18 protein-coding genes are annotated in these 22,474 nt (G+C 64.8%); 8 read left to right on the top strand and 10 right to left on the bottom strand.

The features are described 5' to 3' along the window. Positions 1-134 precede the first annotated feature (134 nt). The 3 genes from Q5H93_RS08655 to Q5H93_RS08645 all read left to right on the top strand — a co-directional run bounded on the left by Q5H93_RS08655 (position 135) and on the right by Q5H93_RS08645 (position 1,634). A complete protein-coding gene (locus tag Q5H93_RS08655; RefSeq protein ID WP_305006117.1) occupies positions 135-941 on the top strand; it encodes an inositol monophosphatase family protein in 807 nt (268 codons plus the stop codon). 39 nt (positions 942-980) lie between these two features. Beyond that, a complete protein-coding gene (locus Q5H93_RS08650; RefSeq protein ID WP_305006116.1) occupies positions 981-1,178 on the top strand; it encodes a FeoB-associated Cys-rich membrane protein in 198 nt (65 codons plus the stop codon). A 114-nt stretch (positions 1,179-1,292) separates the two neighbouring features. After that, complete coding sequence (locus tag Q5H93_RS08645) at positions 1,293-1,634, top strand: hypothetical protein (RefSeq protein ID WP_305006115.1); 342 nt, start codon at positions 1,293-1,295, stop codon at positions 1,632-1,634. 222 nt (positions 1,635-1,856) lie between these two features. Here the strand turns inward: Q5H93_RS08645 and Q5H93_RS08640 are convergent, their stop codons facing one another. From Q5H93_RS08640 to Q5H93_RS08600, 9 genes are all read right to left on the bottom strand, one after another. Beyond that, positions 1,857-3,347: an MBOAT family O-acyltransferase gene (locus Q5H93_RS08640; RefSeq protein ID WP_305006114.1), complete on the bottom strand. Its 1,491-nt coding sequence runs from the start codon at positions 3,345-3,347 to the stop codon at positions 1,857-1,859. Continuing rightward, a complete protein-coding gene (locus Q5H93_RS08635; RefSeq protein ID WP_305006113.1) occupies positions 3,322-4,578 on the bottom strand; it encodes a GDSL-type esterase/lipase family protein in 1,257 nt (418 codons plus the stop codon). Before Q5H93_RS08635 ends, Q5H93_RS08640 begins: the two co-directional genes overlap by 26 nt. Positions 4,579-4,596: 18 nt before the next feature. Then, positions 4,597-6,111, bottom strand: a complete 1,515-nt coding sequence (locus Q5H93_RS08630; protein ID WP_305006112.1) for an SGNH/GDSL hydrolase family protein — start codon at positions 6,109-6,111, stop codon at positions 4,597-4,599. Positions 6,112-6,226: 115 nt separating this feature from the next. After that, on the bottom strand, positions 6,227-7,537 hold the full coding sequence (hutF, locus tag Q5H93_RS08625) for a formimidoylglutamate deiminase (RefSeq protein ID WP_305006111.1): 1,311 nt from the start codon (positions 7,535-7,537) through the stop codon (positions 6,227-6,229). Positions 7,538-7,921: 384 nt separating this feature from the next. After that, entirely contained in the window at positions 7,922-8,734 is an 813-nt protein-coding gene (locus tag Q5H93_RS08620) for an N-formylglutamate amidohydrolase (RefSeq protein ID WP_305006110.1), read from the bottom strand. A 61-nt stretch (positions 8,735-8,795) separates the two neighbouring features. After that, positions 8,796-10,091: a flavin monoamine oxidase family protein gene (locus tag Q5H93_RS08615; protein ID WP_305006109.1), complete on the bottom strand. Its 1,296-nt coding sequence runs from the start codon at positions 10,089-10,091 to the stop codon at positions 8,796-8,798. Between the two features lie 142 nt (positions 10,092-10,233). After that, positions 10,234-11,121 carry an SDR family oxidoreductase gene (locus tag Q5H93_RS08610; protein WP_305006108.1) on the bottom strand — a complete coding sequence of 296 codons (888 nt, stop codon included), beginning with the start codon at positions 11,119-11,121 and terminating at the stop codon, positions 10,234-10,236. Between the two features lie 109 nt (positions 11,122-11,230). Then, positions 11,231-12,148 carry a helix-turn-helix domain-containing protein gene (locus Q5H93_RS08605; RefSeq protein WP_305006107.1) on the bottom strand — a complete coding sequence of 306 codons (918 nt, stop codon included), beginning with the start codon at positions 12,146-12,148 and terminating at the stop codon, positions 11,231-11,233. Positions 12,149-12,259: 111 nt separating this feature from the next. Continuing rightward, positions 12,260-14,494: a hypothetical protein gene (locus tag Q5H93_RS08600; protein ID WP_305006106.1), complete on the bottom strand. Its 2,235-nt coding sequence runs from the start codon at positions 14,492-14,494 to the stop codon at positions 12,260-12,262. A 369-nt stretch (positions 14,495-14,863) separates the two neighbouring features. On the opposite strand from Q5H93_RS08600, the gene Q5H93_RS08595 reads away from it, so the two are divergent. Beyond that, complete coding sequence (locus Q5H93_RS08595) at positions 14,864-16,402, top strand: TPM domain-containing protein (protein ID WP_305006105.1); 1,539 nt, start codon at positions 14,864-14,866, stop codon at positions 16,400-16,402. Positions 16,403-16,442: 40 nt separating this feature from the next. Here the strand turns inward: Q5H93_RS08595 and Q5H93_RS08590 are convergent, their stop codons facing one another. After that, positions 16,443-16,619 carry a hypothetical protein gene (locus Q5H93_RS08590; protein WP_305006104.1) on the bottom strand — a complete coding sequence of 59 codons (177 nt, stop codon included), beginning with the start codon at positions 16,617-16,619 and terminating at the stop codon, positions 16,443-16,445. 123 nt (positions 16,620-16,742) lie between these two features. Between Q5H93_RS08590 and Q5H93_RS08585 the strand changes: the two genes are divergently transcribed. The 4 genes from Q5H93_RS08585 to Q5H93_RS08570 all read left to right on the top strand — a co-directional run bounded on the left by Q5H93_RS08585 (position 16,743) and on the right by Q5H93_RS08570 (position 22,403). Next, positions 16,743-18,353 (top strand): sensor histidine kinase, encoded by a 1,611-nt coding sequence (locus Q5H93_RS08585; protein WP_305006103.1) that lies wholly within the window; start codon positions 16,743-16,745, stop codon positions 18,351-18,353. Then, entirely contained in the window at positions 18,331-19,389 is a 1,059-nt protein-coding gene (locus Q5H93_RS08580) for a response regulator (RefSeq protein ID WP_305006102.1), read from the top strand. The genes Q5H93_RS08585 and Q5H93_RS08580 overlap by 23 nt, the downstream gene beginning before the upstream one ends. Before the next feature lie 4 nt (positions 19,390-19,393). Beyond that, the gene (locus Q5H93_RS08575) at positions 19,394-19,825 is read left to right on the top strand and encodes a MarR family winged helix-turn-helix transcriptional regulator (protein ID WP_305006101.1); all 432 of its coding nucleotides are present in this window, start codon (positions 19,394-19,396) and stop codon (positions 19,823-19,825) included. A 133-nt stretch (positions 19,826-19,958) separates the two neighbouring features. After that, on the top strand, positions 19,959-22,403 hold the full coding sequence (locus tag Q5H93_RS08570) for an outer membrane beta-barrel protein (RefSeq protein WP_305006100.1): 2,445 nt from the start codon (positions 19,959-19,961) through the stop codon (positions 22,401-22,403). Positions 22,404-22,474 lie beyond the last annotated feature (71 nt).

Here is a 22,474-nt window from a genome sequence, read left to right as displayed (position 1 = left end):
ACGGGCGGCGAAAGCCCGTAGCGCCTCATACGGCGCGGGCCGGAAAATGGGCGAAACCAGCGGCCAGAGACGAACATCCGGCCGCCGTTTGCGCTTTACGCCGGAGCTTTGCGCCAACGTTCTACCTGCATTTGATGACGACTCCCGACTTCACCCAACTCTCGCACGACCTGGCCGCGCTGTGCCGCGAAACGGCCAAATTCATCCACCAGGAAGCGGCAAATTTTGACCGTAGCACGGTGCAGCACAAGGGCCTGCACGACATGGTGAGCTACGTGGACCAGGAAACCGAGCGCCGCCTGGTGGCGGGCTTGCGTGAGCTGCTACCCCAGGCCGGCTTCATTGCCGAGGAAGGCACCGAAGCAGCCCAGGAAACCCGGGGCGAGTTTACGTGGATAATTGACCCACTCGACGGCACGACTAACTTTATCCACGGACTACCAGCGTATTCCATCAGCGTGGCGCTGCTGCACTACGAGGAGCTGGTGGTGGGCGTGGTGCACGAGGTAACGCGCGACGAAAGCTACCGGACCGTGCGCGGCGGCGGCGCTTTTTTGAACGAGCAGCCCATCCGGGTGAGCGAGGCTACCAAGCTAGGCGACTCCTTGGTTGCCACTGGCTTTCCTTATTACAAATTTGACCAGCTAGAGGCATATCTGCAGATTTTGAGCCAGTTTATGCAGCGCACGCACGGCATTCGGCGGGTGGGCTCGGCGGCGGTTGACCTGGCCTGGGTGGCGGCGGGGCGATTCGATGCCTATTTTGAGTTCAATATCAACTCGTATGACGTGGCGGCGGGTATCCTGCTGGTGCGCGAGGCGGGTGGGCGCGTTACGCAGTTTTTGAAGGATGGCGACCCGATTTTTGGGCGAGAGATTGTGGCTAGCAATGGGTTGGTGCACACCGAGGTGCAGGCGGTGATTGGCACGGCCTGGGAGTAAGTTAAACTTTCCCGCCTGCCTTACAGTTACCTACCCATCATGCTGACGCAATATCTCCTCATCGCGGCGCTCTTCCTGACGGCGGCTTTCTTCATGGGCCGACGGGTGTGGCGGGCGTTTTTTGCCAAAAACCAGAGCGCCTGCGACAAGGGCTGCGGCGGCGCCTGCTCGACGATTGACGTGGAGCAGCTGCAACGCACGATTGAGGCGCGGCAGGCTGGGCGCGGCGTGGCTTAAAACTCTTTAATGAAAGTATAACCTGCCTCCCCTCCGGCTGCGTATAGCCGGGGCGGAGGCAGCTGCTTTTTTAGCGCTGCCGCCCGATTTTCTCACCTCAATTTGCTTACTGCCATGCAGGATAAAGAAGAAGAACGCTCCCTGGTGAGCGTCGAAAACCGGCTGACTAAAGAGGGTTTCACGTACGATTTTCAAGTGACTGACGGCCGTTTGCACACCCTCGACCCCAACCTGACCAAGAGCTACGCGCCCGAAGACGTGACCATTGTGGACTTCTACCGCTTCGAGGGCGAAAGCAACCCCGATGACATGTCGATTCTCTATGCCATTGAGGCGAATGACGGAGTAAAGGGCACGATTTCAGCAGCCTATGGCACGTATGCGGATGGCGATACCGACGACTTTCTGAAGAAAGTGGAAGACCTCGGCAAGAACCTGGATAAGAAAATGAAGTAAGCTCGATAAGCTAGCCGCGAAGCGGCGCCACGTTGGTAGCATAATCGTTTCCTCACGTAAACAGAGCCGCAAAGCGGCGGCACTCTTATCCAAGAGAAGTGCCGCCGCTTTGCGGCTCTGTTCGCTAAAACTTGTTGCTGGCTACCAACGTGGCGCCACTTCGCGGCTATTCAGCGAATTAATTTATCTACCTAAAAAACCGGCAACACCTGCGTCCTTGTTCTAAAACTGAAAGTAAATAAACGGCTGGATTTCGGCCGACTTTACCTGAATAACCAGCCAGATAACCACCACTATTAGCGCCGCCTGCAGCACCACTGAGCGGCGGGCCAGCACGCCTTCGAGGCGCAGGGTCCAGTTGTCGGGCAGGGCGTGGAGGGCGTAGCCCAGGGCCATGAGCGCAAACACCGGACGGAAGGCGCCGAGCACCTGGGGCAGCAAGTCGGGGCGCAGGGCGTGAGTGATTTGGTGGATGACTTGGGTGGCGACTTCGAAGGTGCCGGCGCGGAAGAAAATCCAGCAGAAGCACACGAAGTGGAAGGTGATGACCCAGCCCAGGAACTTGACCAGCGGGCCGTTGCCGGGCTTCACGACTTGCTGAAAGAGCTTATCGACGGCCAGGGCGGCGCCGTGCAGGGCCCCCCAGGCCACGAAGGTGAGCGAGGCCCCGTGCCAGAGACCGCCCAACAGCATGGTCAGGAAGAGGTTGATGTATTGGCGCACGACGCCTTTGCGGTTGCCGCCCAGGGGGATGTAGAGGTAGTCGCGCAGCCAACTGGAAAGGGAGATGTGCCAGCGGCGCCAGAATTCGGTGATGCTGGTGCTTTGGTAGGGCGAGAGGAAGTTGGGCGGCAGGCGGTAGCCGAGCAGCAGCGCAATGCCGATGGCAATGTCGGAATAGCCCGAGAAGTCGCAGTAAATCTGCAGGGCGTAGCCGTAGACGCCGAGCAGGTTTTCGATGCCGCTGTAGAGCGTGGGGTTGTCGAAGATGCGCTCGACGTAGTTGAGGCTGATGTAGTCGGAGATGACGGCTTTTTTGAACAGGCCGGCGGCGATGAGCAGGACGGCGCGGCCCATATCGGAGCGCGAGACGTGGGGCGGGCGGGGAATCTGGGGGATGAAATCGGAGGCGCGGACGATGGGACCGGCGACCAATTGCGGGAAGAAGGAGACGAAGAAGGCGAAGTCCCAGATGTTGCGCAGGGGCTTGATTTGCTCGCGGTACACGTCGAGGGTGTAGCTGAGGGTCTGGAAGGTGTAGAAGCTGATGCCGACGGGCAGCAGGACGTGTAATACGGGCACGGGCTGGCCCGTGAGGGCCTGGTAGCCGCTGAGGAAGAAGTTGGTGTACTTGAAGTAGAAGAGCATGCCCAGATTGACGAGCAGGCTGAGGGCCATGAGCAGCTTGCGCCGGCCGGGGCTGCGGGAGTCGGCAATCCAGAGGGCGAAGTTGTATTCGACGATGGTGGAGAAGACGAGCAGCAGGAAGTACCAGCCGCTGGACTTGTAGTAGAAAAACAGCGAGAAGGCCGTGACGTAGAGCAGGCGCGCCCGGTGCTGGTTGCGCAGCAGCTGGTAGATGGCCAGGAAGCCTAGGAAGAGCAGCAGGAAAAAGCCCGTGTTGAAAATCAGCGGGCTTTTGGGGTGGTACACGAACTGGTCGGCCAGTCGGTTAAGGTCTATGTTATCAACGAGTGAACGAAGCAAATCCATCCTGAATAGCAAGGTAGAGCAAGTGGCCCTGTAAGCGGTAGCCGGCGGTAGAAAAATGAACGAGGTCGGGGGCAGCGAGGCCGTGGGCCAGCCAAGTGCGCATGGAGCCGTAGCCACCTTGCGGCTCCGAGACGTCCCAGTAGGCGAGGTCGTGCTCCTGGGCGTAGGCGCGGAGCACGGCGCGCAGGCGGGCGAGGTCGGGGTTGCGGTAGCGGCGGGCGCGGAACGAGTCGGGCGGGCCGGTGAGCAGCACGTCGGCGCGGGGGCAACGGCGGCGCAGGCGGGTTACGAGCGTGTCGAGCTGGCGGCGGAAGATGGCGGTGTCAAAGCCGGCCGAGTAGGCGTCGTTGGTGCCGAGGGAGACGATGAACAGGTCGGGGTCCAGCGCAGGGAGCTGCTCGAAGTAGCGGGGCGTCTGGTTGTAGTGGCGCACGGCGGCCCCGTTCACGCCCATGCTGTGGTAGATGAGGCCGGGCTGGCCGTTGTCGAGCAGCAGGCCGTAGAGCAGGGCCCGGGTTTGGGCGGCGGTGGCGCGGGTGGTGCGCAGTTCCACGTAGCTGCGCAGTGAGTCGAGCGGCAGCGGCTGGGCCACGCCGGGCGCAGTGCCGGGGATGGTGCCGAGCAGCCGGCCGCTGGCGGTGCGCACCTGCCAGTCGAAGGCCGTGGGGCCGGGCTGGCGCAATAAGGTGAGCTGGTTGAACTGGCCGGTGGGGCGGCGCAGTAGGGCAATGCGCAAAGCGAAGCCCGCGCCGGAGTCATTGGTGGCTACCGACAGGCCGCTCACCCCGGCCCAGCGGGCGGTATCGGGGCGGCCGGTAAGGCGGCGGGTGCGCCAGGTGCCGCCCAGCAGCCGGGTGAAGTAAGCAGAGGAGCCATTGGTGCGGGCCAGGCGGTAGGGAAACACGAGACCGCGCCCGGCGTTGCCGTGGCGGCGCTGCAACTGCTGGCGCACTTCGTCGGTAAGCTCGTCGGCCTGCAGGTGCGAGTCGCCGAGGTGCACGATGCTGACGCGGTGGGCGGGCAGCGTCGTGGGCGGCAGGGGCAGCTGGCTTAGCCGCTCGTAGAAGCGCTGGAGGCCGATTTGGGCGTTTTCGATGCGGTTGGCCCGGGTGTTCAGGAAGGGGTAGCGGGCTTGCAGGCTGTCGAGGGCACGGGTGGGCTGGGCGGGCGCGAGCACCGGCCACAGCAGCAACCACACAACGCCCCAGCTCACGCGCAACACCATCGGCATATCCTCAAAGCTACGCAATCAGCGGTTGGCCGAATCGGGGCGCAGGGCCGGGCGGGGCGCGGGGCGCTCGGCGCTGTCGGCTTTGGGAGTGGCGGCCGAGGCGACGGGCTCGGTGGTGGCGGCGCCGGGGTGGTTGTATTCCGCCATCAGGTAGTTGTAGAGCAGGTTGGCCACCTTGCGGCCGCCGCGGTAGTTGACGTGGGTGTAGTCTTTGTTGGCCAGCGGGGGCGTGTCTTCCACCCAGCGCACCATCGAGTTTTCGCCGCCCATGGCGTCGTACAGATTCCAGAACGCGGCCTTATTGCGCTCGGCCAACTGGCGCTGGGCTTTCAGCAGACGGGGCACGCTGGGGTCAGTCTGAAATTCGCCGTCGATGCGGGAGCTTTTGTCGCTCATGCCCACGATGAGGATGCTGGCGCCGGGGAAGGCCCGGTGCATGCGGTCGACCACGCGGGTCATGGCGCGGGCGTACCAGTCGTAGCTCTTGTTTTTGGCGTCGGCGATGTTGACGCCATATTGCAACACGACCAGGTTGTAATTAAGGTGGCGGCCGAAGGCGGCCAGCTGCGCCGGCGGAATCTTGGTGAGCGACATGCCGCTGTTGCCACGGAAGGAGAAGTTATCCAGCACCACGCCGCCCTCACCCTCGAAGCTGACGCCGTACACCGGGCGCGGGCCGTGGTTGGCAAAGTCGAAGCGCATGACGCGGGCCGGGCTACCGGGCTTCAATACCAGCTCGTTGACGGTAGCGGAGCCGGGCAGGGAGTGCGGCACGCGGTGGCCGTTGGTGCTCACGATTACCTGGTCCTGCGCGCTGCCGGGGCCGTAGAACAACCGGGCCAGCGGCAGGCGGCGGGTGGTGGCATAAGCCGGGCCGGCCTTGAACTGCACCCAGCTGGTATCGGGCACCACATCGGAACCGGCGGCGGGCAACTCGCGGGGCAGAAATACGTGGCCCGATACGCCCAGCGGGCTGGCGGCCGGGATTTTGTCGGAGTTCAGGTTGTACTCGTACCAGGTGTCGGAGAAAGATTGTAGAATCGTCTCGCGGAAGTCGGCGGTGATGGAATTCACCGGCACAAAGCCCACGCCGCTGCCGCCAAAGGCCCGCTGCAGCAGGTTGCGGAGCTCGCCGGTAATCATGTCGCCCTCAATCATCGAGTCGCCGAAGTAGGCGATGCGCGTCTGGCGGCCGGTGGCTTTGGTTTGGCGCAGGGCGGCCACGAAGTTCTCCAGGCCGGGCAGGTTGGGCTCGGTGGGGGCAGCGGGCAGGGCGGCGGCGGTGTCAGTGGGCTGGGTGGGGTCGGCTGCGGCGGTGGCTTTCGGCGCGCCGGGGGCGGCCGGGCCGTTGGGGGGCGGCAGGCGCAGGCCGCGCCGGGGAGTAGGCTTACGCAGCACGTCGGCCAGCAGGCGCACGGGGCGCAGCTCCATGCTGCCGATGGTGAGGCTGGCGGGTAAAAAAGAGAGTAGACCCAGCAGGCCTACCGTGAGCAAAACCAGCAGGAAAGGGTTTTGCGGGCGTTCTGAAGTCATAAATCGTTCGACAATCGGCGACAAAAATAGCCGGTGCCGGCCGGGCGGCGGGCGGGGCCAGCCTCCCCCCCCCGGCCTCCGGTTCGCTTAATGCGCGAAACCTGCGGAGAGGGGGTCAGGGGGTGAGGTTGGCCCGGTAGGCCCACTCCCCATCCACCAGCGTGCCGAGGACGGCCGTAGGGTCGGCCGTGTACACGATAGCGGGCAGCAGGTGGGCCGGGCCGGCCTGGGCCAGCAGCGGCTGGGCGAGGTCGTACACCACAGCATCGAGCGGCTGGCCGAGGGCGAAGTAGTCGGCCACGCGGTGGCCACCGGCGCGCTGCCCGGCGAAGAAGGTGGTATCGACCAGCGTGGTAGCGCCGTCGGCGAAGATGTTGCGGCGGCGGTGGATGAGGCGCTGGCCGTAGTCGAGCCAGCGTAGGTCTTCGAGGGGGTTGAGGCTGATATGGCTGTCGGTGCCGATGCTCCAGCGGCCGCCGGCCTCGGCGTAGTCCACCAGGGGGAAGATGCCGTCGCCGAGGTTGCCCTCGGTGCCGGGGCAGAGCACCACCTGCGCGCCGGACCGGGCTAGGCGGCGCGTCTCGTCGGCCGTCATGTGGGTGCAGTGCACGAGGTGAAACTGCTCGCTGAGCGGCAGATTATCGAGCAGCCACTCCACCGGGCGGGCGCCCAGGTGGGCCAGGCTGCGCTCTACTTCCAGGGTTTGCTCGGCGGCATGCAGGTGGAAAGGCAAGTCTTTGGGGCCTTGGGCGTAGGTGGCCAGCACGTCGGCCGCCTCCACGGCGCGCAGGGAGTGCACGCCGTAGCCCAGGCGGGCACGGTGGTACTGCGCCACGGCCGGGCGCGTGGCGTCCAGTAGCTTGAAGTAGTCCTCGGTGGTGTTTGAGATGAAACGGCGCTGCCGGGGCGCGGGCTCGCGGCCGAAGTCTCCCTTTTGGTAGAATACCGGCACGAGGGTGATTTTGATACCGGCCGTGCGGGCGGCGGCTACCAGCCGCTCGCCCATCTCGGCGAGGTTGGCGTAGGGGTGGCCGGTGGGGTCGTGGTGCAGGTAGTGAAACTCGACCACTGAGGTGTAGCCGTTGCGCAGCAGGTGGCGATAGAGGGTGGTGGCTACCTGCTCGTTCTGCTCGGGGCTGAAGGTTTCGGCGCAGGCGTACATGGCTTCGCGCCAGCTCCAGAAGTCGTCGCGGGTACCGGGCTCGTGCTGCTCGGCGTGGCCCGCCATGCCGTATTGAAAGGCGTGGGAGTGGGCATTCTGGAAGCCGGGCAGGGCCGCGCCGGGCACTTGTTCGACCACGGCATCGGGCGCGGCGGGCGGCTCGGCGGCCAGGTATTGAATCAGACCTTGTTCATCGACGCCCACGTAGGCCGGGCTCAGCCAGCCGTCGCGCAGCAGCAGGGAGGAGAAAGCGTAGTACTTCATGCGGGGGCAAAGCTACGGGGCTGGGTCAGCATGTGGCGCTTTATCGCCACTGAAACCGAAACAACCAGTTGTCTGCTGAACATGATACTGCTTTTTATCTCGGAGTACCAATAAGACGCTGGTGGTATCTTTCGCTTGCGCCGAACAGCTCGCCTACTAGCCAAGTGTGCCGTTGGCTTGCACAGAATGCCCCATCTACTGATTAGGTGTATCGTTCGCTTGCGCAGAATGACCTACTCATTGGCTAGGTGTATCGTTCGCTTACGCAGAATGGCCCACCTAGCCGTCAGGTAGGACGTTCGCTTGCGCCGAATGGCTCAAGTAGCCGTTCGGCAGGCCGTTTCGCGCAGGCGAATGGCTCATCTACTGGTTTGGTAACCTCAGCTAGTGGGTTTGAGGTGCCAGCAGCACAGTACCCAGCGCCTCCAGCGTCTGCTGCAGCAGCACCCGCATCTGCCCGGCCCGGGCGGGGTCGTAGTGCTGCTCGGCGTCGTCCATGTAGCGGTCTTTCGACATCTCCAGCTGCAGGGCGTGGCGCTGCCGCCCGGGCTGGCCGTGGTGGCGGGTGATGTAGCCGCCCTTGAAGGGCGTGTTGTGGTTCAGGGAGTAATGTCCGCTAGCCAGCTCGCGCAGGGCCGTGGCGATGAGCTCCGGCGCGGCCGACGTCTCATCGGCGCTGCCCAGGATGAGGTCGGGAAAGGGCTCCGGGTTGATGGCCGGCACCAGGCGGCGGATGGAGTGGCAGTCCCAGAGCAGCACCTGACCGAAGCGGGCCTGGGTGTCGTCGAGCAGCTGGCTGAGGGCCTCGTGATAAGGCTCAAAGTATTCGGCCTTGCGACGGGCTACTTCGGCAGCGGCTACTTCGGCGCGCTCGTCTTGGTAAATGGGTTCGCCCAGGAAGGTGGTGGTGGTGCAGAGGCCGGTGAGCACGCGGCCGTCGTGGTAGAGCGGGCTGCTGTCGGGGTTGCGGTTGAGGTCGACTACCCAGCGGCTGTAGTTGGCCTTTATCAGCGGGATGCCCAACTCGGTCACGAAATCATAGAGCTGATGCACAAACCAGTCGGTGTCGTCGGGCGGCAGCAGGCCGGGCTTGAGCTCGGCGCGCAGCTCGGCGGGGAATTCGGTGCCGGCGTGGGGCACGCTGATGACGAGGGGCAGCTTTTGAACGGGCGGCTGGATGAGGTCGAATAGCTTCATGCGGAGCGGTCGGGCCGGAGGGTGGGATTTTCGGGCTGCAAATAGGCGAAATCCGCCGGGATTACGCTTGGCCGAGCATGGCCTGGGCGGCAGCCTGACCGCTCACCAGGGCTGCCTCCACCGTTCCGGCATGCGGCCCCTCGTACACCGCTTCGCCCGCGAAAAACAGCGTGTTGGCCACCGGCTGGGCCAGGGCGGCGCGGGCCGCCGGGGCACCGATTGTCGGGTACGAATACGCGCCGTAGGTGTAGGGCTCGCGGCCCCAGTTATGGATGTAGCTGGCTTGCAGCTGCGCCCGCACGGCCGCGGGTGAAGTGGCCAGCAGCGTGGCCAGCGACGCCAGGGCAGCTTCCAGCACCTGCTCGTCCGGGGCCTCGCGCAGGCGGGCGGCGGCCGGGCCGGCCACCCAGCCCATGAGCAGCGGGCGCCGGTCGGGCAGCGGGCTCCACCAGGTGGGCACCGGCGCGTCAGAGATGAGGAAGCTCATTTCCGGCAGCTGCTCCTGCCAGAAGGCGGTACGAAATTCGAGCGCCACTTTCACAACGGGCCCGAAACCCAACTGCGCGGCGGCCGCGCGGTGCGTCGGCAGCTCCGGCTCGAACTGCAGGGCACCGGGCTGGTCGGCCGCCCACTGCCACACGCCCAGCGGCACCGTGCAGAGCAGCTGCTGCGCCTGGTAGCGGGGGCCGGCGGCCGTTCGCACTTCCACCCGACCGGCCTGCCAATGAATTGCTTGCACAGGAGTATTGAGGTGCAGCCGGGCGCCGGCGTCTCGGGCTTCATCAGCCAGCCAGTATAGCAGCGGGCCGTAGCCGCCCACCGGGCGCGGCGAGTCTTCGGCCCCGTCGCCGGCCCACTCGTCGCGCAGGGCCCAGGCACTCACGAGGCGGGCGTCGGCGGCGTCGTAGCCTTCGGCAAACTGGGTGGCGGCGGTGCGGAGGGCAGCGTGCGCGGCACCGGGAAACTCCTGGTTCAGGAATTCCGCCAGCGGCAGGTCCTGCGGCAGGGCGTTGAGCCGGGCCAGTACCTCGGGCAGCTCCGGGAAGAAGTCGGCGTCGGCCTGCAATTGCCCGTTGCGAAACACATACATCTCGCCCTCGCCATCCTGCCAGCGGCGGCCCGCCTCGCGTAGCAGCGCCCGGCTGAGCGGCACCGCCCCGTGCAGAAACTCGGCCCCCGCCTCCAGCGGCTGGCTGAAGCCGGGCGGCGTGAACGTGTGCACGCGCCCGCCGATGCGTTCGCGGGCCTCCAGCACGGTTACCGAGCGGCCGGCGCGGGCCAGGTCGCGGGCGGCCAGCAGGCCGGCGGCCCCGGCTCCGATGATGAGGATGTCGGAGGAAGGTATTTGGTCGGGCATAAGGGCAGATTCAGGAATTGGGTATTCGGTGTTGGGTAGTTGGTGTTGGGCAAATGTTAACCGCGCAAACGACAAAGTGGTAGTACGAACCCCTGCGGGGAATTCGTACTACCACTCCAGCTACAAACAGGACGCTCCAGGCTTAGTTTTCAAAATAATGCCCCTGCTCCAAATCTGCCAGCAGCGTGGGGTGGCTGGGCTGCCAGCCTAGCTGCTGCTGCGTGAGGGCGCTGGAAGCGGCCATATTAAGCCCCACAAAACGGGCCATCCAGCCGAAGTGTGCGGCGGCCTCGTCGGCGGTTTTGGACACCACCGGCAGGCCGAGGTGGCGGCCGATGGTGGCGGCAATGTCGCGCATCGGCACGCCTTCTTCGGCCACGCCGTGGTAGCGGGTGCCGGCGCGGCCCTGCTCCAGCGCCAGCCGAAACAGCCGGGCCGCATCGAGCCGGTGCACGGCGGGCCAGCGGTTGCGGCCGTCGCCCAGGTAGGCGGCCACTCCTTTTTCGCGGGCAATGTTGATGAGGGTGTGAATGAAGCCGTGGTCGCCGGCACCGTGCGTGGTGGGCGACAGGCGCACTGCCATCGCCCGCACGCCCTGCGCCGCTAGGTCGAGCGCGGTTTCTTCGGAGCGGCGCGGGTAGCCGCTGGCCACCTGGGGCACGTCGGTTTCGGTGGCGAGGCGGTCCTGCGGCAGGAAGGCCAGGCCCGAACACACGATAAGCGGGCGTTGCGAGCCCGCCAGCTCGGCGCCCAGGGCTTCGATGGCTTGCCGGTCGGTTTCGGAGGCGGCGGCAAAGTCCACGAAATCGTGGATGAAAGCGGTGTGGATGACGCCGTCGGCCGCCGCGGCGCCACGCCGCAGGCTGTCGAGGTCTTCCAGAGTGCCATAGTGAGCTTCGGCCCCGGTGGCCAGCTTCTTAGCCGATTCTTCGGAACGCACGAGGCCGAGCACCTGATGGCCCGCGCCGAGTAATTCCTGAACGACGGCCGAGCCGACAAAGCCCGTAGCGCCAGTGACAAAAACGCGCATGTGATGATGGAATGAGAGGTGGTTGAAAGTACGCTGCAAAGGTCCGGCGCCCCGGCAGCGGCCGGTTTGCGCAGCTCAAACCATCTACTGCATAATTCAAACAACGCCGCTACTCGCGCAGCGCCCCCGGCACCAGCCCCGTCTGCCGCTTAAAGAAATTGCAGAAGTGCGCCACGTCGGCGAAGCCCAGGCTGTCGGATATTTCCGAGACGGTCCAGCTGGTTTGCTTCAGCAGCATCTTGGCCTCCTGGGTCATGCGGCTGGCAATGAGGGCGGTGGTGGTGTGGCCGGTGGTTTCCTTGAGCACCCGGTTGAGGTGGTTGACGTGCACGGCCAGCTGGCTGGCGTAGTCGGTAGCCGTGCGCAGGCGCAGCTGCTGCTGCGGGGTTTCGAGCGGAAACTGCCGTTCGAGCAGCTCGGCAAACTGCGCGGCTACCCGGGCGGCGGCGTTGTGGGCCGGCACGGGCGTCAGGCTTGGCAGCAGCTTCTGCCCCAGATGAATCAGCTCCAGCAGGTAGGCGCGCAGCAGGTCGTACTTGTAGGCGTAGCCGGAGGCAATTTCCTCCATCATCTTCTGAAAAAGCGCGTTGATGGCCGCGTAGTCGTCCGCGCTTACGGGGATTACCGGGCAGATGCCGGGCTGGAATATCGGCAGCTCGTGCAGCCCTCCCCCACCCTTGCCGGGCAGCAGAAACTCTTCGGTGAAAACGCAGAAGTAGCCCACCTGCTCCAGGTCGTGCGGCAGCCAGCGGTAGGGCACGCGGTGCGAGGCAAACCACAAGGCTTTGCCTTCAACCTCAACCACCTGGTCGGCATACTCGATGCGACTGCGGCCGTGCATGAGGCTGATTTTATAGAACGTGCGGCGGTCGAAAGTCATGGGCGGCCGGCTGCGGTAGTTGAGCATCAGGTCGGCCACGTTGAAGACGTTGAAGTGCCCCACTTCCTGCTGCATGGGCGGGGGCAGCAGCGTGCCGGCGGCGGGTTCCAGCTTGGTGTATAGCGCGTCGAGCGGGACTGATTTCATAGCGAGCAGCTGTAAAAATCAAAGGTAAGCACCCAACCCTGGTAGCGCCCCCAAACCCGGCACTCGCCCTCCCGGCTTCGGCATAGGCCGTTGCAGAATATTGTGCGGCAGCTAGTCCAGCAGCAGCTGCGTCACGGCCGCCGGGTTGCGGGCCCAGGCGGCGGTGTAGGCTTCGTCGGCCGCCGCTTCGTTTGGCACCAGCGCCAGCTGCTGAGCCTCGGCCTTGGCCGTGAGCAGCTGGCCGATAGTCAGCTTACTTTCCAGCCGCCGCAACAGCAGGCGCACGCCCTGCACGTCGAGCTGCTGCACCACCTGGCCGTAGAAGGGCAATTCCAGCCACACGATTTCGCGCCGGGCCACCTCAAACACGCCAAAGACCAGGCCTTTGGTGAGGCCGCCGGTCACGCGCACCTGGTGCTGCACGCACGAGGGGTCGTAAGCTACACCGCTACTGCTGATTTTCATCGGATTGGCGCTGTTCATCCAGCCCACCACCAGGTTGGGCGAAAGGCTGCCGGCGGTGTAGGCATTGCAGGTGAACGTCGCGTACTGCGCCCCGGCGTGTTGCAGCGCGTCGAGGTCGAGCTCGATGTATTCGGCCGTACCTACCTTGTTGGGAATGTGCTGAATGTCGCCGCTGTGCTGGCAGCCGGTGGCCGTCAGGTTCGAGTAGGAGCAGATTTCCAGCCGCTCGGCGTAAGCTATTTGGCAACTCAAATCCATGTCGAGGTGCTGGGCGGGCAAACCCACCCCCCACTGTAGAAACAGCCGCACCCGGCCGCCCTCCACTGCGAAGCGCGTGCCCATGAGCGCGGCGGGCAAATCCTGCACGGTTTCGCTGCGGTCGCCGATGGCCAGCGGCATTTTAAACAGCACAGGGTCAATAAACATGCTGCGGCTGGCAGTAGGCTGCGCGGCAAAGCGGCGGCGCATCGCCAGCTGGCACAGTGCCTCCACCTCGGCCCGCATGGTACCGATTTGCGCTTCGTCGTAGAGAGCGAGCAGCGCGTTGGTCGGGATGGATTTGCTGACGCCGCCCAGCGGTTTCACCAGCCGCCGGGCGCCGGGCGTGAAGTAGGTTTCGGCGTACATGCCCAGGCTGAGCACCAGCCGGGCTGGCACTTTATCAACGACTTCGGCGAAGGCCGCCACCACCGGCGCGGACCCGAACCAGAGCATGTTGGCAAACAGCGAGCGGGCAAACAAGCCCGGCCGCTGTTGCAGCAGCGCCAGCGTGGGCCCCGGCTCCGAGCGCAGCCGGAAGTAATTCACGCGGCCCTGCCACACCTCGTAGGTTTGGTTATAAAACTCGTCCAGCGTTTCGCGCAGCTTGCTCATCTTGAGCTTTTTGCTGTACTCCGCCAGCCGCAGCGCCCGGATGAAGCGCACCCACATGCCCCGCTTGGGGTGCATGATTTCGCAGAGCTGCGTGGGCGACTGCGGCAGCGCGTCGAGCCACTCGGCCACCATGCGGCCCTCGCGGCGGGTGTACTTGAGCTTAAGGCCGGCGCGGGCCTGCTTTTTGGCCTGGGCGCTGCGGTCGAGCAGCGGGCTGAAATGCAGGCCGTTCAGCTGCTTGCGACGGCGGATAGTGCGCGGCTCCACCAGCTGCAAAAAGCCGGTGTGCTTGTACCAGAGGTAGCGCAGCACGTCGGTGGGCGAGTCGAAAAACGGCTGCGCCTTCGGAGCGCGGTTGCGGCTCACGTAGGCATCGATGACCGCCATGCGGGTTTCCTTCATGGCGATGGGCACGCCCACGGGCACCGGCAGCTCCTCCAGCAGCAGCGTCAGGCTGTCAATCTGGGTGGCGTCGAGGGCGGTTTTGGAGCTCAGCAGCTCGCGCAGAAACCGGTCGAGGTCGGCCTTTGTCCATAACTCCAGTACCTTGAGCTTGCTGCCCTGGCCCTTGAGCGCCAGCGTTTCGAGGCGAAACGGCGTGCCACAGAAGGGGCAGCCGTTGTAGCGCTCCAGCGGGAAGGTGTTGGGCGGGATGACGTGGCCGCAGGGCAGGCGTACGCCTTCGGTCTGAAACACCGAGGCAAACCAGGTAAGCAGGTGGTCGAGTGCGCCTTCGCCGGTGGGCGTGTCCCAGGCCTTCACCAGCGGCGTCCAGTTTTTCTTCACGCCCATTACTTCCCGGAACATGTTGAGCAGCTGACTTTGGAAGCCGGGCGTGGTGGCGCTTAGCGCGTGCAGCAGGTCTTCGGATACGCCGTAGCCCAGGTGGGCCAGGTTGGCCACCAGCAGCGCCGTGGTGGCGGGCAGCGTCGATTGCGGCGCGGCGGCAGTGGGTTCCACGTACACGGCCTGCTGGCGCAGGCTCACCTTCACGAGCGAGGCATTCATAAGCTAACGAGGGCTAGGGCGGATGAGGCGCCAGCCGACGGGCAGCGCCGGGAGCCAGGTAATTGAGCAGCTATTTTTCCAAAAAAAAGAGAAGTAAGCTGCGCTTGACCTAGCACCATTCCGACGCTGCCCGTTTCAGCGGCCAGGCAGCTGAAACAGGCAGGGGGCCCGGAGGGCCGCTGCCTATTCGGGTAGGCTAACGGTGATTGGAGGCCCAGGGTTGGCCATTGCCCTCTGCTTTGGCAACGACACCCGGCCGCCATTTTATCGTAGGAGCTGACTGAATTACTGTTCAGCTAGCCCGTTTTGCAACTCCGCGCGATGACGTTATCAGCCTTCCGATTGACTACTAACCTGAAAAGCCCTTGGTTGCTAGCGCTATTTATCACAGTATTGCTCGGCGGCTGCCAGCAGGCAGAACCACCCGCCCGCATCACGGCTGATAACTACCTGACCACCATTCCCGACCCCAAAACCCTGGGCGAAAGCTACGTCAGCGACCCCGACAGCTTGCTGGACTTCGGCACCGTAGCCGCGCTCAATGCCCGGCTCGACAGCCTCGACCACTCGGGCCGCGCCCACATCGACGTGGTGCTGGTGCGCAGCATCGGCGAGGCGGTGCCGAAAACGGCAGCTTATGAGCTGTTTAACAAATGGAAAATCGGCGACAAGGCCACGAACAACGGCCTGCTGATGCTGCTGGTAGAGGACCAGCACCGCATTGAGTTCGAAACTGGCTACGGCCTGGAGGGCGACCTGCCCGACGCCATTTGCTACCGCATTCAGCAGCAGCACATGATTGCGCCGGCCCGCGAAGGCCGCTACGACGTGGCCGTGCAGCAGGGCGTGGACGCCCTCATCCGGCGGCTGCGGCCGGCGGTGGTGCGCAGCAGCGGCCCCGGCCACGCCTCGCACTTCGACAGCGTGAAAGCGCGCATCGATAGCCTGGTGGCGGCCCAGCAGGAGCAAATGGACCATATGCTCGACGTTGTCCCAGTTCAAATCGAGGACCCCGCCGTGAGCTTGGTCGGGCAGGGCGGCGATGACGCTGGGGAAGAGTCGGCGGTGGGCTTCTGGGTGCTGATTGTGGGGCTTTTGGGGCTGTACCTGGCCCTGGCTCATCTTACCACGCGGGGCAGCGGCAGCTGGTGGCCGCATTCGCTGGGGGTGGTAGCGGTGATGGTGGCGCTGCTGGTGCGGCTAAACTACCCAGGGATTAGTACCTGGCAGCTGCTGGGCGTGGGCTACCTACTGGCGCTGCTGTACCTGCACGGCTATTTTGGCTGGCTGTACCGGCGCAGCCGGCAGGCCGACTGGCAGGCCCTGAGCCCGCACGAGCAGTACCGGCGGCTGGCGCAGTCGCATCATCACCTGGGCTTTACGGCGGTGCTGTTTCCGCTGGCGCTGGCCTTCTACTGGCCCTGGCACCGGCAGCGCCTGCAGGCGCTGCGCGACACGCCACCCCTGTGTCCCACCTGCCTCCAGCCCATGCTACGCCTCACGGCCGAGCAGGAAAAATCGTATCTGGCGCCCGGCCAGCAAACAGAAGAAACCATAGAGTCAATCGATTACGATTTGTGGCAGTGCCCCTCCTGCGCCACGCACGAGCAGCTGGCGTACCCCAACCTGCACAGCTCAGCCACCACCTGCCCCAGCTGCAAGCACCGCACGCTCATGTTCGTGGAAAACAAGACGGTGCAGGCGGCCACCACCAGCTCCGGCGGCTGGGGCTGGCGCATTTCGCGCTGCCGTTTTTGCCAGCATGAGGTGAAAGCGCGGTACGAAATTGCGCGTCAGAGCAGCTCCAGCAGCTCGTCGTCGGGTGGGTCGTCATCGTCGGGCAGCAGCTCGAGTGGCTCCAGCAGCGGCGGGTCGTCGGGCGGCGGCGGGGCAGGCAGCAGCTGGTAACACCTACCTGGTTGCAAGCTGATTATGGTATTTGCAGCTGCTACACCCACTCCACGCCCTGCCGCAGCCAGGCCAGGTTGAACTCGGCGTAGCGGCCGCGGCGCACCAGCTGCCAGTGCTTTTCGCGGGCGGTGTAAGGCAGGGCGAAGCTAGTGGCAGAACGATGTCGCCCACCGGTCCGACGCCCCAGGCGTCCGACCGGTTGACGCCAGAACAATTACACCCAACCTATTAATAAAAAAATAGTTACGACAGCTAAACCGGTCGGACGCCTAGGGCGCCGGACCAGCGGCCGCCGATTTCGGCAGAACTTGCGGGCCCGTTGCTCGCGATTCGTCTCATGCCCTCTCCCCCGCTGCCCGCCGCCATTGCCAGAACGCTGTTTGAGCAGGCGCCGGATTTTCTGGGCCTTTACGCCGTGGCGCGCAGCCGCTTCGTGCGCGTGAGTCCGGCCGGGGCGCGGCTACTGGGCTTCGGCTCGGAAGCAGAATTCCTGGCGGCTGAGGTGCCGCTGGCGGGCCCCGCCCTCACGGCCGCCGACTGGGTGCAGCTCACCGCTGCCGCCCTGCACACTGGCCCGCAGGAGCTGGACGTGGAGCTCATCACGCACGATGGCCACCCCCTAATTGTGCACCTCACCATGAGCTCTTTCCAGGCCGAAAACACTGACTACCTGCTGGTGCGCCTGGGCCAGCCCGGCCGCCTGCAGCAAGCCGAGCGGGCCCTGGCCCAGAGCGTGCGCCGCTTCGAAGCCGTGGTGGCCAATGCCACCATCGGCATCATCGTCTGCGACCGGGCCGGCCTTATCGTATCGGCCAATCAGATGGCCCACCAGCAGTTTGCCTACCCCGAGGGCGAGCTGCTGCAGCTGAGCATCGACCAGCTGGTGCCCCGCGCCGCCGGGCGCCACCACGAGCAGCTGCGCGAGTCGTTCAACACCCAGCCGGCCGTGCGCAGCATGGGCGCCCACCGCGGCGACCTTGCCGGCCAGCGCCGCGACGGCTCCGTGTTCCCGGTCGAAGTCAGCCTGAGCTACTTCACCTTGGATGACGAGCTATTCGTTGTTTCTTACGTTTTCGATATCAGCGCTAAGCGCACCGCCGACCAGGCCCTGCAAGCCGAGCGCCAGCGCGTGGAAGCCCTCAATACCGAGCTGGAGCAGAAGGTGGCCGACCGCACCCAGGCCCTGCTCAGCACCCTGGCGCAGCTGGAGCAGCGCCAGAGCGAGCTGGCCCAGGCCCTGGCCGCCGAGCAGGAGCTGGGCGAGCTGAAATCGCGCTTCGTGAGCATGGCCTCACACGAGTTCCGCACGCCCCTAACCGCCGTGCTCACCTCGGCCTCGCTCATCGAAAAATACCCCGCCGCCGAGCAGCAGGATAAGCGCGTGCGCCACCTCGAACGCATCCGCACGTCGGTTACGCATCTCAATGATATTCTGGAGGAATTCCTGTCGGTGGGCCGCATCGAGGAAGGCAAGGTAGAGGCGCGCCCGGCCCGTATCTACTTCCCCACCCTGCTCCACGAGGCCATTATCGACGCGCAGGGCCTGCGCAAAGCCGGGCAAGTGATTGAGCAGCACATCGACTGCTCCGGCCCGCTCTGGCTCGACCCCTCGCTGCTGCGCAAAATCCTGGTCAACCTGCTCTCGAACGCGCTGAAGTATTCGGCCGAAAATACCACCGTCACGGTGCGCGCCAACTCCCACGACGGCTTGCTCACGCTCAGCGTGCAGGACCAGGGCGTCGGCATTTCCCCTGAAGACCAAGGCCATCTGTTTGAGCGCTTCTTTCGGGCGCGCAGCGTTACCAACGTCCCCGGCACCGGGCTGGGGCTCTATATCATTGCCCGCTACCTGGAGTTGCTAGGTGGCACCATTGCCCTGCAAAGTGCGCTGGGCCAGGGCACCACCGTCACCATCACCGTGCCGTATGAAAACCATCCTGCTGATTGAGGACCACGAGATTATCCGCGAAAACACCGCCGAAATCCTGGAGCTGGCCAACTACCGCGTGCTGACGGCCGAAAATGGCAAAACCGGCGTGGCAAAGGCCCTAACCGAGCGCCCCGACCTCGTCATCTGCGACATCATGATGCCGGTGCTCGACGGCTACGGCGTGCTCCACATCTTTAACCAGAACCCGCAGCTGGCCGGCATCCCCTTCATCTTCCTCACCGCCAAAACCGAGCGCGCCGACCTGCGCCGCGGCATGGAGCTGGGCGCCGACGACTACCTCACCAAGCCCTTCGAGGAAAGCGAGTTGCTGAGCGCCGTGAGCAGCCGGCTGGCCCGCTTCCAGCAGCTGCGGCCCGACTACGCGCCCACCGCCGAGGGCCTCACGCAGTTTCTGCACGATGCCCGGCAGGCCAACGGGCTGGCCAGCCTCACCGCCGAGCGCCGCCCCCACCCCGCCCCGCGCAAGCAGATTATCTACGCCGAGGGCGACGAGGCCAACCGCGTGTATTTCGTGCAAAGCGGCCGCGTAAAAACCGTGCGCAACACCGCCAACGGCAAGGAGTTGATAACTAATTTTTACCAGCCCGGCGAGTTTTTTGGCTACCCGGCCTTACTGGAGAATACTCCGCAGCCCGAGTCGGCCGTGGCGCTGGACGATGCGGTGCTGCTGCACATCCCGGCCGATGATTTCAACGACTTGCTGCTGCGCAATACTCAAGTAAGTCAGCAATTTATTCGCCTGCTGGCCGGCCGGGTACGCGAGCGCGAAGACCAGCTCACCAGCATGGCCTACCACTCGCTGCGCCGCCGCGTGGCCGATGCGCTGCTGCAGCTGCACGCCCAGGCGGTGGCCGCCCAGCCCGCCGCCCCCCTCATCCACCTCTCCCGCGAGGATTTGGCGGCCCTCGTCGGCACCGCGCCCGAGTCATTGAGCCGCACGCTGAGCGAGTTCCGACAGGATGGCCTGCTGGAGCTGACGCCCAAAACCTTGCAGGTGCTGCAACCGGACAAGCTGCGGCGCAATAACTGGTAAGCACATGCTGTCCTCCATCCTCTTTTACTCGCTCGACAAAGCCATCCGCAGCTACCGGCGCATGGCCCAGGCCACCCTCGACCGGGCCGGGCTCGACATCACCATCGACCAGTGGCTGGTGCTGCAGGTGCTGCTGGAGCACGACGACCTGACCCAGCACGAGATTGCCGAGCGGGTGTTTAAGGACCAGGCCTCGGTGGCACGCATCCTCGGGCTGCTCACCCGGCGCGGTCTGCTCTCGGCCGTGCCGCTGCCGCATGATGGCCGCCGCACCCAGCTCCGCGTGACCGCCGCCGGCCAGCGCATCCTCGACGCCGTGCAGCCCATCGTGCTCCAGAACCGCGCCCTCGCCCTCGATGGCATCAGCCCGGAGGAACGCACTCAGCTACAGCGCCTGCTGGAGCGTATTGCCAGCAACTGCGCGCCACCCGTTTAGCAAAACCGTTCTGCTGGCCCACTACTTGAATCCCGTTAGAATTAAAAAAACACTCTTACCCAGGCAACCTTTATGACATATCATAGACCATACAAAAGGAAGACCTTCCCCTCCTGCAAAACCTGTTTTCAGCATGAAAGCACTTCTCCACTCGCGGCTCCTGATTTCGGGCGTCCTGTTAGCAACTGGCTTTCTCAATAATCTGCCCGCGGCGTGGGCCCAGGCACCGGCCGAGGTGCGCGGCACGGTGCAAAGCGCCGACGGCGCGGCCATTGAATTCGCCACCGTGACGCTGCACCGGGCGGCCGACTCGCTGGTGGTGAAAACCGAGTTTAGCGACGCCAAGGGGGCGTTTCAGTTTGAGCGGGCGGCGGGCGGGCGCTACCTGGTGTCGGCGGCGCAGGTGGGGTTTGAGCGGCGCTGGTCGGCGGCGTTTTCGGTGGCGGGGGCGCCGGTTGCCCTACCGGTATTGGCGCTGGCTACCAGCGCGGCCACGCAGCTTAAGGAAGTGCAAGTGACGGGGCAAAAACCCATTTACGAGCGGCTTGCCGACCGCACGGTAGTGAACGTGGAGAACTCAGCGCTGGCGGCGGGCAACACCTCGCTCGACGTGTTGCGCCGCGCGCCGGGCGTGACGGTGGACGGCAGCGACAACCTGGCCTTGCGCGGCCGGCAGGGGCTGCTGGTGCTCATCGACGGCAAGCGCCAGCCCATGACCGGCACCGAGCTGGCCGACTACCTCCGCGCCCTGCCGGCCGACCAGCTCAGCACCATCGAGCTGATTACCAACCCGCCGGCTAAGTACGACGCCCAGGGCGGGGCTGGCATCATCGCCATCAATCTGAAGAAGGACCAGCGCCTGGGCACCAACGGCACCACCAACCTCAGCTACGGCCGGGGCCGGTTTAACCGTTACGTCGGCGGCCTGACCTTGAACCACCGGCAAAAGGCTCTGACTATCAATGGCGCCTACAATTATTCGGAGCGTACCTCGCTCAACCAGCTCACTATTCATCGTGATTTTTACAACCTTACTGGCGGCGGGCGTGAGCTGACCAGCACCACCGACCAGGACAACTTCCTGCCCAACGTGCAGCGCTCGCACAGCTGGCGGGCGGGGCTGGACTACAACCTCTCGGCGCGTACCACGATTGGCGCCGTAGTGAGCGGGCTCGACAGCCGCAACGAGGCCGACGGCACCAACGTGACGGTGCTGCGCGACCAGCAGCGCGGCGGCGTTCAAACCTATAATTCAACCAACTACCGCGCCGGGCACTCACCCAACGCGGCCGCCAACCTGAACCTGCGCCACGCCTTCGCCGACTCGCTGGGCGAGCGCGAGATGACCCTGGACCTCGACTACGCTGGCTACCGCCTCAGCCGCAACCAGCTGCTGCAAACCTTCCAGGTGGGCGAGTCGATGACGAGCAGCAGCAGCGACCAGCGCGGGCGACTGGCTATTCAGTCGGCCAAGCTCGACTACACGCACCCGTTGAGCAAGCAGCTGGGGCTGGAAATGGGCCTGAAAGCCAGCCTGGTGACGGCCGACAACGACCTGCGGTTTTACACCGACGGCCAGCTGAACCCGAGCCGCTCCAACCGTTTCCGCTACGACGAAAATATCAACGCGGGCTACCTGAGCCTGAGCTACAACCAGCCCCGGCTGACGCTGCAGGCCGGCCTGCGCGGCGAGCAAACCAACGCCCTGGGCCGGCAGGACCGGCAGCTGGAATACCCCGATTTCACGCGCCACTACTTCCAGCTGTTTCCCAGCGCCTCGCTCAAGCGCACGCTCAGCGACAAGCACGAGCTGAGTCTGGCCCTGAGCCGACGCATCGACCGGCCCTCGTACTCGCAGCTCAACCCGTTCCGCGAAATCATTGACAAAACGACCTTCGGCAGCGGCAACCCCAGTTTGCTGCCCCAAACCAGCTACAACCTGAATTTGACTCACACGTTCCGGCAACAGTACAGCCTGGGCCTGGGCTACAGTTTGATAAGCGACCCGCTCATCGGCGTGGTGCAGCCCGAAACCGACAGCACGGTGCTCTCAACCACCCGCAACCTCCGCCGTCAGCACTACTACAGCCTGACCCTGACGGCGCCGGTGGAAATCACCAAATGGTGGAAAACCTACACCAACGTGGTGGGCTTCTACACGCGCTTCGAGGGTGAACTGGCCGGCACCGCCCTCAACCGCGGCGGCCTGAGCGTGGAGCTGAGCTCGAACCACAGCTTGGTGCTAGGCAAAAGCTGGAGCGCCGAGCTGAACGCTACGTACCAATCACGCCAAGTATACGCCTTTCTCACCCAGCGCTCAACGGCCGAAATCAGCATGGCGGTGCAAAAAACCTTCTGGAGCCGCCGGGGTACGCTGAAACTCAACGTCAGCGACCTGTTTTATACCCAGCCGGCGCGGGCTACCTCGCGCTACGATAACTACGTGGAAGACTTCTACCAGCGCCGCGACTCGCGGGCCGCCACGCTGAGTTTCAGCTACCGCTTCGGCAACGACAAGCTGGCCCCCACCCGTCGCCGCCAGACCGGCGCCGAGGACGAAAAGCGCCGCGCTGGCTAGACTGGGGTGCCCGCGTGGGAGTCGGATTTCAAACAAACGCCCCGCTGGGCGTAGTTTTGACGACCCCAAGT

This window comes from Hymenobacter aranciens, assembly GCF_030580865.1.
Classification (GTDB): Bacteria; Bacteroidota; Bacteroidia; order Cytophagales; family Hymenobacteraceae; genus Hymenobacter; species Hymenobacter aranciens.
Note: the sequence above shows the minus strand (reverse complement) of the source record. Positions and strands in the feature narration are given on the sequence as shown.